Source organism: Kitasatospora sp. NBC_00458 (genome assembly GCF_036013975.1).
GTDB lineage: Bacteria > Actinomycetota > Actinomycetes > Streptomycetales > Streptomycetaceae > Kitasatospora.
This window is the reverse complement of the sequence record NZ_CP107904.1, coordinates 4,011,374-4,024,844: the sequence shown is the minus strand read 5'-3', so window position 1 is coordinate 4,024,844 and position 13,471 is coordinate 4,011,374. Positions and strand designations below refer to the sequence as shown.

The 13,471-nt window shown below is 74.5% G+C and carries 14 protein-coding genes; all 14 read right to left on the bottom strand.

Annotated elements, in window-relative coordinates; all coding sequences use genetic code 11:
* Nucleotide 1 precedes the first annotated feature (1 nt).
* Nucleotides 2-439 (bottom strand): BlaI/MecI/CopY family transcriptional regulator, encoded by a 438-nt coding sequence (locus OG550_RS16430; RefSeq protein WP_327678229.1) that lies wholly within the window; start codon nucleotides 437-439, stop codon nucleotides 2-4.
* Nucleotides 440-550: 111 nt separating this feature from the next.
* The gene (locus OG550_RS16425) at nucleotides 551-673 is read right to left on the bottom strand and encodes a hypothetical protein (protein WP_327678228.1); all 123 of its coding nucleotides are present in this window, start codon (nucleotides 671-673) and stop codon (nucleotides 551-553) included.
* 4 nt (nucleotides 674-677) lie between these two features.
* Nucleotides 678-2,390, bottom strand: a complete 1,713-nt coding sequence (gene lysX, locus OG550_RS16420; protein WP_327683925.1) for a bifunctional lysylphosphatidylglycerol synthetase/lysine--tRNA ligase LysX — start codon at nucleotides 2,388-2,390, stop codon at nucleotides 678-680.
* 63 nt (nucleotides 2,391-2,453) lie between these two features.
* Entirely contained in the window at nucleotides 2,454-3,230 is a 777-nt protein-coding gene (locus tag OG550_RS16415) for a hypothetical protein (RefSeq protein ID WP_327678226.1), read from the bottom strand.
* Between the two features lie 159 nt (nucleotides 3,231-3,389).
* Entirely contained in the window at nucleotides 3,390-4,628 is a 1,239-nt protein-coding gene (locus OG550_RS16410) for an ABC transporter permease (protein WP_327678224.1), read from the bottom strand.
* Nucleotides 4,625-5,320: an ABC transporter ATP-binding protein gene (locus OG550_RS16405; protein ID WP_327678222.1), complete on the bottom strand. Its 696-nt coding sequence runs from the start codon at nucleotides 5,318-5,320 to the stop codon at nucleotides 4,625-4,627. Before OG550_RS16405 ends, OG550_RS16410 begins: the two co-directional genes overlap by 4 nt.
* A complete protein-coding gene (locus OG550_RS16400; protein ID WP_327678220.1) occupies nucleotides 5,317-7,020 on the bottom strand; it encodes a peptidoglycan-binding protein in 1,704 nt (567 codons plus the stop codon). The genes OG550_RS16405 and OG550_RS16400 overlap by 4 nt, the downstream gene beginning before the upstream one ends.
* A gap of 247 nt (nucleotides 7,021-7,267) precedes the next feature.
* A complete protein-coding gene (locus OG550_RS16395; protein WP_327678218.1) occupies nucleotides 7,268-8,224 on the bottom strand; it encodes a hypothetical protein in 957 nt (318 codons plus the stop codon).
* A gap of 73 nt (nucleotides 8,225-8,297) precedes the next feature.
* On the bottom strand, nucleotides 8,298-8,726 hold the full coding sequence (locus OG550_RS16390; protein WP_327678216.1) for a hypothetical protein: 429 nt from the start codon (nucleotides 8,724-8,726) through the stop codon (nucleotides 8,298-8,300).
* Between the two features lie 140 nt (nucleotides 8,727-8,866).
* Complete coding sequence (locus OG550_RS16385; RefSeq protein WP_327678213.1) at nucleotides 8,867-9,148, bottom strand: LuxR C-terminal-related transcriptional regulator; 282 nt, start codon at nucleotides 9,146-9,148, stop codon at nucleotides 8,867-8,869.
* Between the two features lie 256 nt (nucleotides 9,149-9,404).
* The gene (locus OG550_RS16380) at nucleotides 9,405-10,193 is read right to left on the bottom strand and encodes a type III pantothenate kinase (protein ID WP_327678211.1); all 789 of its coding nucleotides are present in this window, start codon (nucleotides 10,191-10,193) and stop codon (nucleotides 9,405-9,407) included.
* A gap of 98 nt (nucleotides 10,194-10,291) precedes the next feature.
* Complete coding sequence (nadC, locus tag OG550_RS16375) at nucleotides 10,292-11,263, bottom strand: carboxylating nicotinate-nucleotide diphosphorylase (RefSeq protein ID WP_327678209.1); 972 nt, start codon at nucleotides 11,261-11,263, stop codon at nucleotides 10,292-10,294.
* 4 nt (nucleotides 11,264-11,267) lie between these two features.
* Nucleotides 11,268-12,941 (bottom strand): L-aspartate oxidase, encoded by a 1,674-nt coding sequence (locus OG550_RS16370; RefSeq protein ID WP_327678207.1) that lies wholly within the window; start codon nucleotides 12,939-12,941, stop codon nucleotides 11,268-11,270.
* A gap of 16 nt (nucleotides 12,942-12,957) precedes the next feature.
* Nucleotides 12,958-13,431 carry an aspartate 1-decarboxylase gene (panD, locus tag OG550_RS16365; RefSeq protein ID WP_327678205.1) on the bottom strand — a complete coding sequence of 158 codons (474 nt, stop codon included), beginning with the start codon at nucleotides 13,429-13,431 and terminating at the stop codon, nucleotides 12,958-12,960.
* Nucleotides 13,432-13,471: the final 40 nt, after the last annotated feature.

Genomic DNA, 13,471 nt, shown 5'->3' with positions numbered 1-13,471 from the left:
GTTATCGTGCCGGCCCCGGTGCGGTCTCCCCGGTATCGGGGCCCGACCCCGCGGAATCCGGGCCCACCGGATCGGGCGGGAACAGTGCCGCGACCCGCAACGCGTCGCGGAGTGCCTCGCGTTGCTCCGGTGACATCAGGCCGAAGAAGTGCACCAGGGCCGCGGCGGGATTGTCACTGGTGGCCCAGGCGTCGTTCATGAGGGCGGCGGTGTACGCCTCGCGGGACGAGACCGGTTCATATCGATAGGCCCGCCCGGCCCGCTCGCGGCGGAGCCAGCCCTTTCTGTGGAGCTTGTCCAGGACCGTCATCACCGTGGTGTAGGCGATTTCGCGTTCCGACCGCAGATCCAGGAGAACCTCGCGAACCGTGACCGGTCGGTTCCACTGCCACACCCGGGTCATGATGGCGTTCTCAAGTTCGCCGAGTTGCCGGACCATAGTGCGGCCAGGATAGGGAGTGAATGGGGCAAATCTTGTGAAGTGCCGCCAAACCGGCGCGCCGCCACCCCCGGAATCGGGAATGGCGGCGCGGCGTGCCGTCGGCGGGCGTCAGTCGGCCACGTCCTCCTTGGCCTTCTGGGCCCCGCCCTGGCTGCGGATGATGGCCCGCACCAGGAAGCCGAAGCCGATCGCCATGACCAGCGGCGGGACGATAGCGCTGACGTAGTCCATCAGGTCACTCCTCCTCGGTCTTCTCCGCCGCGGTGGCGGCGGACGCCTTGGGTTCCGGCTTCACCAGCGGGAAGAGCACGGTCTCCCGGATGTTCTTGCCGGTGAGCAGCATGATCAGGCGGTCCACGCCGAGACCGAGGCCGCCGGTCGGCGGCATCGCGTACTCCAGGGCCCGCAGGAAGTCCTCGTCGACCTGCATCGCCTCGACGTCGCCGCCGGCCGCGAGCAGGGACTGCGCGGTGAGGCGGGCGCGCTGCTCGACCGGGTCGATCAGCTCGGAGTAGGCGGTGCCGATCTCGGTGCCGAAGATCACCAGGTCCCACTTCTCGGCCACGCCCGGGACGGAGCGGTGCTGCCGGGTGAGCGGCGAGACCTCGGTCGGGTAGTCCTTGATGAAGGTCGGCCGGACGGCGTTCTCCTCCAGCAGGCGCTCGACCATCTCCAGCACGATCTGGCCGTGGCCCCACTCCTTCTCGAAGGGGATGCCGTGCTCGGCCGCCAGCTTGCGGAGCTCCTCGACGGAGGTCTCCGGGGTGACCTCGGCGCCGAGCCGGGCGGAGATGCCCGGGTAGACGCCGACCTCCTCCCACGGCTCGGCCAGGTCGATCTCGTGCTCCACGCCGTGCGGGTCCAGGCCCCGGATCACCGTGGTGCCCAGCGCGTCCCGGGCGGCGTTGACGATGGTGGCCCGGATCAGCTCGGCCTGGGTGTCGTAGTCGCCGTAGGCCTCGTACGACTCCAGCGAGGTGAACTCGGGGTTGTGGGTGGAGTCCGCGCCCTCGTTGCGGAAGTTGCGGTTGATCTCGAAGACCTTCTCCGCGCCGCCGACCACCAGCCGCTTGAGGTACAGCTCGGGAGCGATCCGCATGTAGAGGTCGATGTCGTACGCGTTGATGTGCGTCTTGAACGGACGCGCGTTGGCGCCGCCGTGCACCGGCTGCAGCATCGGGGTCTCGACCTCGATGTAGCCGCGCTCCTCGTAGGTGCGGCGGATCGACCGGACCACCTTGGACCGCAGGTGCAGGATCTCGCGGGCCTCGGGGTTGACGATCAGGTCGACGTACCGCTGGCGGACCCGGGCCTCGGGGTCGGTCAGGCCCTTGTGCTTGTCCGGCAGCGGGCGCAGGCACTTGGCGGTGAGCTCCCAGCGGTCCACCATCACCGACAGCTCGCCGCGGCGGGAGGTGATCACCTCGCCCTCGACGCCGACCTGGTCGCCGAGGTCGATGTCGGTCTTCCAGGCGGCCAGCCGCTCCTCGCCGAGCTTGTCCAGGGAGAGCATCACCTGGAGGTCGCCGGAGCCGTCGCGCAGGGTGGCGAAGCAGAGCTTGCCGCCGGTGCGGGAGAGGATCACCCGGCCGGTGATGCCGGCCCGCTCGCCGGTCGCGGTGTCCGGGGCGAGGTCCGGGTGCTTCTCCCGGAGGTCGGCGATGGTGCTGGTGCGGGGGAAGCCGACCGGGTACGGGTCGATGCCGGCGGCCCGGAGCCGGTCCAGCTTCTCGCGCCGGACGCGCATCTGCTCCGGAAGGTCGTCGGTCGCGGGGATTGGGCTCTGATCGCTCACCCCACCAGGGTAGCCAGCCCGGGACGGTGCTCCGCCACGGGATTGCCGTGCCGCGCGGGGCCGGACGGACCGCGGGTGCCCCGCCGCCCGGTCCCGCGCGGCCGCCGCGACGCCGGTGGCGGTGGCCGGGGCGCTCCCGCAGCGGCGCGGCACCGTCGGCACGTGGACGGGGGAGGCGCGCCGAAGCGGCCTCCCCCGGGGTGCGGCGGCGGTCGGTCAGCCGGTGCCGGTGGCCAGCTCCAGGTCCTCCAGGTCCTCCGGCGCGGGCGGCTGGGCGGCGTGGTCCGGGTGGGCCGGGGGCTTGGGACGGCGGCCGAACAGCTCGGCCGGGGTGGGCATCCGGTGCGGCCGGGGGGCCTGCTGGCCCTGGGGGCTCCGCTGGGCGCCCTTGCGGGCGGCGGGCTGCTCGGCGGCGGGCTCGGTGCTGCTCATCGGGATCCGTCCTCCAAGAGGGGTGGGGAGACTGCTCGGGGGTGCGGCGGGGCTCGGTACGGCGACGAGGTGGCGCTGGCCGGTGGTGAGGGCGAGCCGTTCGCGGACGGCGGCCTCGGCCAGTGCGTGGCAGCGCCCGGCCAGCCGCGAGCGGCGGGACCGCTCGTGCTGGCCGCACGGCTGGCGGGTCAGCCCGCGGAGGGCGGTGAGGTCCTCCGGCCCGGGGAGGTAGCCGTCGGTCACCGCCTCCTCCAGCCGTTCCAGGTAGCCCCCGGCGCTGCCGGGCAGGGCCGCCCGGTAGCGGCCGAGGTCGGCGAGGAGGAAGGCGCGCAGTCGGCCGCCTTCCTGGACGGCCTCGTCGATCGCCTCGGTCAGGCGCAGCGCGTCCTGGACGTCCTCCGCCCACAGTTCGGCGCCCGCTCCGGGGAACGGCGTCCGGTCGGGCCCCTGGAGGTGGACGGGGACGGCGGGGTGCAGGGCTTGGGCGAGGGCGCGGCGCAGCACGCGGACTTCGTCGGCGCTGAAGGCCATGCCGCCGCGCGATCCGTGTGGCGTAGGCATGGGCTGACACTACGTGAGGAATATCCGATTTGTCGGTAGTGTCGCGCCGATCCCCCACGTTTGGCCCGCGAGGAGCTCGCCGGGGCCCCCGGTGGCCCCCGCGAACGGCTCCGGCGGCCGTCCGGGGGGTGTCCGCGGGGTCTCCGCGGGGCCGTCCGTTCAGCGGCGCAGTGCCTCCGCGGGCTGGATCCGGGCGGCCCGCCAGGCCGGGTAGACCCCGGCCAGCAGCCCGGTGAGCAGGCCGATCACCGGCGCGGCCGCCACCGTCACCGGGTCGACCACCGGCGTCCAGTCGCGGGCCACCGCCACCCCGAGCACCGTGAGCACCCCCAGCGAGGTGCCCACCAGGCCGCCGATCAGCCCGAGCGACGCCGACTCGGAGAGGAACTGCCCGGTGATGTGGCGGCCCCGGGCGCCCAGCGCCCGCCGCAGCCCGATCTCACCGGTCCGCTCCAGGACGGCGACCAGGGTGGTGTTGGCGATCCCGACCGCGCCGATCACCAGGCAGATGCCGGCCAGCAGCAGGAAGAGCTGGTCGAGGTCGGAGGTCACGCCGGAGCGGAGCGTGCGCGGGTCCGGCGGCGGGACGGGCTTGAAGTACTCGGGATGGGTCGGGTCCAGCGCGAGCGGGACCTCGTCGGCGATCTGCCGGGCGGCGCCGATCCTGGTCGAGATGATCATCTTCGCCCGGTCCCGGTCCGGCTCGCCCCAGAGCCGGGCGGCGGCCCCGCGCGGCACGGTGACCGAGAGCAGCAGGTCCGCCTTGCGCTTCACGTCGTCCACGATCCCGATCACCGTGAACGGCCTGTCGTCCAGGAAGACCGCCGGCTGGGTGTCCAGCGTGGTGATGCCCAGCCGGGCCGCCAGGGCCGCGCCGATCACCGCCACCTGCCGGCCGGTGGAGTCGTGCCAGCTGTCGAAGGTGCGGCCCTGCAGCAGGTGCGGCTCGGCCGCGGCGAGCACCCCGGCCGAGGCGGCCACCACCGACACCTGCTCGCCGCCCGCCTGCCGGCCCACCGGCGCGGCCCGGACCGTTCCGCCGGCCCGGCTCACCGGCCAGTAGACCCCGGCCGCCTCGACCCCGTTCAGCCGCTGGATCCGGGCGTCGGCGTCGGCCGGGAACGCGAGCTTCACCAGCTCCGGCCTGGCGCCCCCGGTGTCCTCGACGCTCACCTCGGTCGCGCTCAGCACGCTGAACCGGGAGTCGATCTGCGAGGAGGCGGTGGCGGTCAGCCCGAGGACGGCCACGAAGGCGCCCACCCCGAGGACGGTGCCGAGACCGGTCAGCGCGGAGCGGGCCGGCCGCTGGAGCACCCCGGCCAGCGCCTCGGCGAGCAGGTCGCGCAGCGGCAGCCGGGACGGCTCGACCACGCGGGGACGGCGGCGGGGCGGCCTCATGCCGCGACCACCTCCCGCAGGACGCCGTCCCGGATCGCCACCGTCCGCCGGCCGCGGGCGGCCACCTGCGGGTCGTGGGTGATCAGCAGGACGGTCAGGCCCTGGCCGTGCAGCTCGTCCAGCAGGGCGAGGATCGACTCGGCGGTGGCGGTGTCCAGGTTGCCGGTCGGCTCGTCGCAGAGCAGCAGGGAGGGCCGGCCGACCAGCGCCCGGGCGATCGCCACGCGCTGGCGCTCACCGCCGGAGAGCCTGGTCGGCAGCGCGTCCAGCCGGTGGCCGAGGCCGACCCGGACCAGCGCCGCCCTCGCCCGCTCGCGCCGCTCGGCCGCGCCGCGCAGGCCCCGGGACGGCGTGTAGAGCATCGCGAGGGCGACGTTCTCGGCCGCCGAACGGTGCGGCAGCAGGTGGAAGGACTGGAAGACGAAGCCGATCCGGCGCCCGCGCAGCGCCGTCCGGTCGCCGTCCGGGAGGGTGCCGGTGTCGATCCCGTCCAGCAGGTAGCGGCCACTGGTCGGGGAGTCCAGCAGTCCGGCGATGTTGAGGAAGGTCGACTTCCCGGAGCCGGACGGGCCGGTCACGGTGACGTACTCGCCGGGGCGGACGACCAGGTCGCAGGGCTTGAACGCGGCCACCGGCGGCGGACCCGGGTAGGTCAGCCCGACCTGGCGGAACTCGATGACGGGGGAGGTCACCCGGCACCCACCCGGCCGGTGGCGTCCTTGACGCCGACGATCACCCGGGCGCCCGGTTCCAGCGAGCCCCCGGCCAGCGGCCGGACCTCCGCGCTGCCGCCGCCGACCGTGCCCGGGGTCACCTCCACCCGGCGGCGCCGCCCGTTCTCGTACACCGTCACCACCGTCCTGCCGTCCGCCGTCGCGGAGACCGCCGACAGCGGGACGACCAGCACCGGCCCGGCCGAGGAGGCCGCCTGGACGGTCAGCCGGACGTCCTGGCCGGCCAGCCGCGGATCCAGCGGGGCGTCCGGCTCGACCACCAGCTGGTAGCCGCCCGGGCTGCCGCCCTGGACGCCGGCCGCGTTCTGCCCGGCCGTGCCCGGGGCGCCGCCGGCCGGGGCGCCGGCAGGCTGGCCGTCACCGGGGGAGTCGGCCACCGCGGAGACCTTGGCGGCGGCCTTGGTGCCGGTCAGCTCGGAGAGGATCTCCACCGCCTGGCCCGGGTGGACCAGTCCCTTGTCGGAGATGCCCAGACTGCCCTTGACCACCAGCGCGCCGGCCGAGACGGTCAGCACCCTGCCGGTGACCTCGCCGCCGATCCGGCCGGTGACGGAGTCGACCCGGGCCGGGAAGCCGGAGAGGAAGAGCAGTTCGGCCGCCGGGACCATCGGGCCGGTCGCGGACTTCACCTCCGTGACCTTCCGGCGCAGCTTGGCCACGTCCTCGGTGGCCCGGTTCACCTGCTTCTGCGCGGTGTCGACCGCGGCGCGGGCCGCGTCCACCGGGGTCTCGCCGGCCGGGGCGCCGCTCCCGGCGGCGGTGCCGGGCACCTCCGGACGGCCGGCGGCGGACGGGGCGGCGGACGGAGCGGCCGCGGACGGGTCGGCGGACGGGGTGGCGGTGGCCTGCTGCCGGGCCTGCTGCTGAGCGAGGGCCTGGGCGGCCTGCGCGTCGTCGAACCGCTTCCTCGCCGCCTTCAGCGCGTCCTTCGCGTCCGCCAGCGCCCGCTCGCCGCCGGTCACCGCGTCCTGGGCGGCGGTCAGCTGGGCGTCGCCGTCCGCCGACGCGGGCAGCGGGTCGTAGCCGCGCGCCGCGTAGAAGGCCTGGACCGCCGCCTTGGTGGCCGCGCCGAACGCGGCCTCCTCGTCCCCGTCGGAGCCGAACCCCAGCTCCTTGAGCGCCTGCCGCAGCTGCTTCACGTCCTGGCCGGTGGCCCCCGGCTTGAGGTCCCGGTAGACGGGCAGGTCGCCCTTCAGCGCGAACACCGGGCGCCCCGCCACCTCCAGCACCGACTGCCCGGCCTGCACCTGGTCGCCGGCCTTCACCGGCAGCTTGGTCACCACCGGCTTCCCCGCGCCGGTCCCGCCGCCCCCGGCCGGGGCCACGTCCACCGCCTGCCCGGCGCTCACCTGGCCCCGGACCACCACCGAGTCGGTCAGCACCCGATTCTCCACGGCGGCCGTCAGCACGTCGGGCGGCGGCGGTTCGCTCTCCGCCGCCGCCTGCGCCGGCGACTTGATCACCGTCGAGGCCGCCAGCCCGCCCCCGGCGAGCGCCACCGCCGCCGTCACGACCGCCAGCAGCAACCGCCGCCGGCGCCGGATCCCCCGGTCGCCGGCCACCGTGTCGCCGGCCGCCCTGCCGTCGGCCGTCCCCGGTGTCACGTCCGACCCCTCGAACTCCACCACGCCCCACCCCGCTCCGGTCGGCTGAACCAACCATCCACATATACAGACCGGCTGACTCCCCGTCAGGCCGGTCCCTCAGTTCGCCCCGGCCACTTCCCGGGGTGCCGCCCGGGCGCTGCGCCGTTCGGCGCCGGCGGCCTCCGCCAGGACCTGGGCGTTCCGCCCGACCGGCCGCCGCCCCGCCTGCGAGCGCACCCGGAACCGCACCCCCGGTGGCCGGCCGAGCCGACGGCCTTCCCGGACTCCCGTCCGGGCCGCCCCCGGCCCGGATCGCACCTCAGGAGGCGAGGGCCTGGGCGGCGGCCCGGAGCCGGTCCTCGTTGTCCTTGCGGATCCGGGCGAGGGCCGGGGCGTTCTGCTCGATGAGCTGGGACTCGTACGCCGCCTCGACGGAGAACCAGACGCCGACCACGTTGGCCTGCTCCTTGCAGGCGACGTCGGCCACCGCCGTGTTGCGCTCGACGTCGGTGGGTGCGGCGGAGGCCCAGCGCGGGTCGTCCAGGACCTTGATCGGGTCCGGGTAGTCGAAGCCCCTGCCCTTCATGCAGTCGGACCAGGCCCTGAAGGTGCCGGTGACGCGGTCGTCGGTCTTCGACCTCCCGCGGGCGGAGGCGTCGATGTCCCGGGCGAGCTGGGCGTCGCCCCCGCCGCTGTTGGACGCGTCGGCGCCCAGCTTCTCCTTGGCCTCGCCGATGCAGCCGCCGTTCGGGACCTTCGAGCCGTTGTAGTCCTGCCCGCCGGGACCGGTTTTGCCGCCGGCGTCCGCGGTGCCGCTCAGCACCATGTTCGCGGCACCGGACAGCTGGGGCTGGGCGGGGGGCGGGACCGGCCGGTCGCCCTCCTCGGCGTGGTAGCCGTAGGCCTGCGCCGTCGCGGCGTCCGACTCCAGGTACCGCCGGTCGGTGCGGCTCCGGGGCCGGTTGCCGGAGGGGATCTGCGGCTGCGCCCGGTAGTCGATGCCGAACCGGGCCATGCAGCGGCTCAGCAGCACGGCGTGGGCCCGCTCCAGCTGGTCGCGCTGCTCGTAGCTCAGCAGGTACGGGTCGATCGGCAGCGACCGGTCGGCCGCCGTGGTGATCTTCGGCGTCGAGGAGACGGCCGGGGCGGCGGCGGGTGTCGCTCCGTCACCGCCCCCGCCGGGTGGGCCGCCGGTGCAGGCGGTGGCGAGCAGCAGTGCGGCCCCCGCGAGGAGCAGCCTCGTCGGGGGCGGGACGGCCGGGCGGGACGGGGTCATGGCGTGGTACCGGTCTCCAGGAGTCGGGAGGTTCCGGCCGGCCGCGGGGCGCCCCGCGGCCGGCCGGAGCGGGTCAGCCGGTGAACTTGCCTGCGGCGTTGTTGTCGTGGGTGACCGTCAGGTCCGCGTCGCCGTAGGCGGCGATCCAGTCGACCCGGCCGCTGCCGCCGCCCGCGCTGAACTCGTACACGGTGAAGGACGAGTACGGGTGCCAGTTGTCGACGTAGGCGGCGTGGTTCTTGACGTTCACCCCGGCTCCGCTGCTGCCGAAGGCACCGGGGCCGAACTTGTAGGGAACCTGGTTCGCCGGGGTGTAGTTGGGGATGTCGTAGGTCTGCTCGAAGTAGGCGCCGTAGCCGTGCGAGCTGGAGTTGTAGTACAGGCAGGCGCTGTACCTGTGGCAGTCGATGGACGTCGCGGAGGCCTGCGGGGCGGCCGCCAGACCGGCGCCCGCGACGGCGAGCGCGACCGCGCCCGCGGCGGTGGTTCGCTTGAGCTTCATCGGAAGATTCCTTCGGACCGCCCGTCGGCGTCGCGCCGACGGGACCGCGAAGGAGAGGAGCGCACCTGCTCCCCCCCAAGAGCTGCCGGGGAAGTGCGCGAAGAACCCCCGGCTGCCTTGAATCTAGGTGATCGTTCGAGTCACGACCATTGTCCGCAAGGACAGTCCGACAGCCGGTGGAAGAGCGCGACCATGGCCAGGCGCAGTCGCGAGTCCACCCCGAGGCGGTCCATCAGGGCGGCGACGTGGGCCTTGACGGTGCGCTCGGTGATTCCCAGGCGGTCGGCGACCTCGCGGTTGGAGAGGTCCAGGACGAGTAGCCGGAGGACCTCCTCCTGGCGCCCGCTCAGACTGCCGATCCGGGACGCCGACGTGCGGAGGTCGTCCAGAACCGTGTCGATGGCCGTGCCTGATCCATGCATCTTCCCCCCAGAGCGTGCGGTCCCTCCGGTCGGGAGGGACGGGTGCCCGGGGCCCCGTGGCGTGAAAATTAGCACGGGGTGCCGCGCCCCGTGCCCCTGCGTGCACGGTGGCTCTGGGTGGCGGCGGGTGAACCGTGGGTGAATGTCCCCTTCGTTCACGTGTGACGTCCGTCACAGTGCCGCCGCGCGGCGACGGCGCGCCCGGAGGTCCGGACGCGCCGTCAGGTGCGGTGCGGGGGTGGGGGGTTCGCGACGGTCAGGCGGCCGGGCGGTTGCGTTCGAAGACGAGCCGGAGGCCGATCAGGGTCAGCCAGGGCTCGTGGACGTCGATCGAGCCGGCCTCGCCGAGGACCAGGGGGGCCAGGCCGCCGGTGGCGATCACCTGGACGTCGTCCGGGTCCTTGGAGAGCTCCCGGGCCATCCGGTCGACCAGGCCGTCGACCTGGCCGGCGAAGCCGTAGAGGATGCCGGACTGCATGCCCTCGACGGTGTTCTTGCCGATCACGTTGCGCGGGCGGGTCAGCTCGATCTTGCGGAGCAGGGCGCCGCGGTTGCCGAGCGCCTCGACCGAGATCTCGATGCCGGGGGCGATCGCACCGCCGACGTAGTCGCCGCGGGCGTTGACCGCGTCGAAGGTGGTGGCGGTGCCGAAGTCGACCACGATGCACGGGCCGCCGTAGAGGTGGTTGGCGGCCAGCGCGTTGACGATCCGGTCGGCGCCGACCTCCTTGGGGTTGTCCATCAGGACGTGCACCCCCGTCTTCACCCCCGGCTCCACGATCACCGCGGGGACGTCGCCGTAGTACCGGCGCGTCACCTCGCGGAACTCGTGGAGCACGGAGGGGACGGACGAGCAGATCGCCAGGCCCTCGACCGTCGCGTCGGCGATCGCCGTGTGCGAGCCCATCAGCCCGTGCAGCAGCACCGCCAGCTCGTCGGCCGAACGGCGCGGATCGGTGGAGATCCGCCAGGTCTCGACCACTTCCTCGCCGCCGAACAGGCCGAGGGTGGTCTGGGTGTTGCCGACGTCGATGGTGAGCAGCATGGGGTGCTTTCTGCGTCGAGGATCAGCGGACGGGCGGATCAGGGGCCGAGCAGATCAGGGGCCGGGCAGATCACGGGGCGGTCGGAGCGGCGGGCGGGTCAGGCGCGCAGGTCCAGTCCGATGTCCAGGATCGGGGAGGAGTGGGTGAGCGCCCCCACCGCCAGGTAGTCGACACCAGTCTGGGCGACCTCGCGCGCGGTGGCCAGGGTCAGTCCGCCGGACGCCTCCAGCCGGGCCCGGCCCGCCACCAGCGCGACGGCCTCGGTCAGCTGGGCGACGGTGAAGTTGTCCAGCAGGATCAGGTCCGCCCCGGCGTCCAGCACCGGCGGGATCTGCTCCAGGGTGTCGACCTCGACCTCGACCGGCAGCTCGGGGTAGGCGGCCCGGACGGCCAGGAAGGCCTCGGCGACGCCGCCGGCCGCGATCACGTGGTTGTCCTTGACCAGGGCCGCGTCGGAGAGCGCCATCCGGTGGTTGGCGCCGCCGCCGCAGCGGACCGCGAACTTCTCCAGCGCGCGCAGGCCCGGGGTGGTCTTGCGGGTGTCGCGGACCACCGCTCCGGTGCCCTCCAGGACGTCCGACCAGGCCCGGGTGGCGGTCGCGATGCCGGACAGGTGGCAGAGCAGGTTGAGCGCGCTGCGCTCGGCGGTCAGCAGGTCCCGGGTGCGGGAGCGGACCGAGAGCAGCACCTGGCCGGCCTCGACCCGGTCGCCGTCCTGGACGTGCCGCTCGACCTCGAACTCCTCCTCGCAGACCAGCGAGAGGACCGCCTCGGCGATCCGCAGGCCGGCCACCACGCCGGCCTGGCGCGCGGTGAAGTCGGCGGTGGCGACGGCGTCGGCCGGCACGGTGGCGACCGAGGTGACGTCCTCGCCGCCGGCGAGGTCCTCGGCCAGCGCGAGGGTGGCGATGTCCTCGACCTCGACCGGGTCCAGGCCGGCCTCCTCCAGCAGCTCGGCGAGCTGCGGGTCCAGGCCGGTCTCGTAGCCCTCGCCGTCCCCGCAGGCGCAGCCGTCGCCGCAGCCGTCGGCCATCGGGAGTTCCTCGTGCGTGTGGGTCGTGTCGGTCATGGTGTTACTGCTCCTCGGGGGTGCTGACAAGGTCGCCGGAGGTGGTGAGGGTGGTGATCAGGTGGCGTCGCCAGTGCGCGTCGTCCCGTTCCGGGAAGTCCTCGCGCCAGTGGCAGCCGCGGGTCTCGGCGCGCTGGGTGGCGGCGGTGACCAGGGCGCTGGCGACCAGGAGCAGGTTGGCGGCCTCCCAGGTCTCCACCCGGGGGTCGGCCGGCTTCTCCTCGGCGACGTGGGTGAGCGCCTGCTCGGCGAGCAGCGCCAGCCCGGCCGTGGTGGCGGCCATCGAGGAGGCCGAGCGCAGCACGCCCGCGCCGCGCGACATCAGCCGCTGGATCTCGGCGCGCGCCTCGGGGGCGGGCAGCGGCACCGGGCGGGCGGCCCGGGCCGCGGCCACGTCCACCGGCCGCTCGGTCAGGTCGCCGGCCGCGTGCCGCGCGGCCAGGTCGGCGGCGATCCGCTCGGCGAAGACCAGGCCCTCCAGCAGCGAGTTGGACGCGAGCCGGTTGGCCCCGTGCACGCCGGTGCAGGCGACCTCGCCGCAGGCGTACAGGCCGGGGACGGTGGTCCGGCCGTGCTCGTCGGTGCGGATGCCGCCGGAGGCGTAGTGCGCGGCCGGGGCGACCGGGATCGGCTCGGTGACCGGGTCGATGCCGTGCGCCCGGCAGGAGGCCAGGATGGTCGGGAACCGCTGCTCCCACATGGCGGCGCCGAAGTGCCGCCCGTCCAGGTACATGTGCTCGGTGCCGTGGAGCTGCATCTGCCGGGTGATGGCCTTGGCGACGATGTCGCGCGGGGCCAGTTCGGCCAGTTCGTGCCGTCCGAGCATGAACCGGGTGCCGGTGCCGTCGACCAGGTGGGCGCCCTCGCCGCGGACGGCCTCCGAGACCAGGGGCTGCTGGCCCTCGGCCTCCGGGCCGAGCCAGAGCACGGTCGGGTGGAACTGGACGAACTCCAGGTCGGTGACCTCGGCGCCGGCCCGCAGCGCGAGCGCCACGCCGTCGCCGGTGGAGACCGCCGGGTTGGTGGTGGCCGAGAAGACCTGGCCCATGCCGCCGGTGGCGAGCACCACCGCGCGGGCCAGGACGGCGCCGACGCCGTCCCGCTGGCCCTCGCCCATCACGTGCAGGGTGAGGCCGGCGGCGTGGCCGTCGGCGTCGGTGAGCAGGTCGAGGACGAGGGCGTGCTCGATCAGCTCGATGCCGGTGTCCTCGCGGACGGCGGTGACCAGGGCGCGCGATATCTCGGCGCCGGTGGCGTCCCCGCCGGCGTGGGCGATCCGGCGCCGGTGGTGGCCGCCCTCGCGGGTGAGCAGGATCTCGCCGTCCTCGCCCCGGTCGAACGCGGCGCCGACCGCGATCAGCCGGCGGACGGCGTCCGGGCCCTCGGTGACCAGGGTGCGGACGGCGTCCTCGTCGCAGAGGCCGGCGCCGGCCACCAGGGTGTCTTCGAGGTGCTGTTCGGGGGTGTCGCCCTCGCCCAGGGCGGCGGCTATGCCCCCCTGGGCCCAGCGGGTGGAGCCGTCGTCCAGCATCGCCTTGGTGACCACCAGGGCCCGCAGGCCGGCCTTGCGGGCGTTGAGGGCGACGGTGAGCCCGGCCACGCCGGAGCCGACCACCACGACGTCGGTCGTGGTGGTCCAGCCGGGCGCGGGGGCGACGAGGCGGTGCGTGGCGGACATGGCTTCAGTGGCTCCTTCAGCGCGCGGTCGGGGCCGCGCTGTTGCCGTCACCGTACGCTCCCCCGGCGGCGGGCGGGGCCGCCACCCGGTCGCCGCGGACCAGCCCGGTGCCCTCCCCGGCCTCGGCCGGGTCGCCGCCCAGACCGGTGACCCGGTTGCGGTCGTCGACGAAGACGACCCTGGGGACGTAGCCCTTGGCCTCGGCGGTGTCCATCTGCCCGTAGGCGATGAGGATGACCAGGTCACCGGGGTGGACGAGGCGGGCGGCGGCGCCGTTGATGCCGATCACGCCGGAGCCGCGCGGGCCGGCGATGGTGTAGGTCTCCAGCCGGGCGCCGTTGTTGATGTCGACGATGTGGACCAGCTCGCCCGGGAGCAGGTCGGCGGCGTCGAGCAGGTCCTCGTCCACCGTGACCGAGCCGACGTAGTGCAGGTCGGCCTGGGTCACGGTGGCCCGGTGGATCTTGGACTTGAGCATGGTGCGGAGCATGTGGTCACGCCTCCTGTGAGTGCATGCCTGAGGGTTTGCA

Coding starts and splice junctions, on each gene's coding strand:
- OG550_RS16430 (WP_327678229.1), bottom strand. CDS start 439: ATGGTCCGGCAACTCGGCGAACTTGAGAACGCCATCATGACCCGGGTG.
- OG550_RS16425 (WP_327678228.1), bottom strand. CDS start 673: ATGGACTACGTCAGCGCTATCGTCCCGCCGCTGGTCATGGCGATCGGC.
- OG550_RS16415 (WP_327678226.1), bottom strand. CDS start 3,230: ATGCCTACGCCACACGGATCGCGCGGCGGCATGGCCTTCAGCGCCGAC.
- OG550_RS16410 (WP_327678224.1), bottom strand. CDS start 4,628: ATGAGGCCGCCCCGCCGCCGTCCCCGCGTGGTCGAGCCGTCCCGGCTG.
- OG550_RS16395 (WP_327678218.1), bottom strand. CDS start 8,224: ATGACCCCGTCCCGCCCGGCCGTCCCGCCCCCGACGAGGCTGCTCCTC.
- OG550_RS16390 (WP_327678216.1), bottom strand. CDS start 8,726: ATGAAGCTCAAGCGAACCACCGCCGCGGGCGCGGTCGCGCTCGCCGTC.
- OG550_RS16385 (WP_327678213.1), bottom strand. CDS start 9,148: ATGCATGGATCAGGCACGGCCATCGACACGGTTCTGGACGACCTCCGC.
- OG550_RS16380 (WP_327678211.1), bottom strand. CDS start 10,193: ATGCTGCTCACCATCGACGTCGGCAACACCCAGACCACCCTCGGCCTG.
- nadC (WP_327678209.1), bottom strand. CDS start 11,263: ATGACCGACACGACCCACACGCACGAGGAACTCCCGATGGCCGACGGC.
- OG550_RS16370 (WP_327678207.1), bottom strand. CDS start 12,941: ATGTCCGCCACGCACCGCCTCGTCGCCCCCGCGCCCGGCTGGACCACC.
- panD (WP_327678205.1), bottom strand. CDS start 13,431: ATGCTCCGCACCATGCTCAAGTCCAAGATCCACCGGGCCACCGTGACC.